Source organism: Paraburkholderia sp. SIMBA_053 (assembly GCF_046534895.1).
Taxonomy (GTDB): Bacteria; Pseudomonadota; Gammaproteobacteria; order Burkholderiales; family Burkholderiaceae; genus Paraburkholderia; species Paraburkholderia caledonica.
In genome coordinates, this window is record NZ_JAWRXU010001513.1 from 1 (window position 1) to 242 (window position 242).

The following is a 242-nucleotide window of genomic DNA, read 5'->3' on the forward strand; positions in this document are numbered from 1 at the left end:
CGTCGAAGATGTAGACCGCCGAGCTGTGCGTCACCTCGTAATTGCCGTTCGGGTCGCGCTTTTCCATCTGATACGCGACGCGGTAATGCCTTGCCATCTGCTCGATCTGTGTATCCGTGCCCGTCAGGCCGAACGCGTGCTGCGAATCGAATGCGCCGACGTAGTCGTGCAACGCGCTGGGTGTGTCGCGCGCGGGATCGACGCTGACGAACAGGATGCGAACATTCTGCGCGTCCCGCCCG

The 242-nt window shown here is 62.4% G+C and carries 1 protein-coding gene; it reads right to left on the reverse strand.

Annotated features, from left to right (window positions below):
• Window positions 1-242 (reverse strand): SCO family protein (locus tag SB753_RS40630; protein ID WP_410805622.1); only part of this gene is annotated, 242 nt, incomplete at both ends.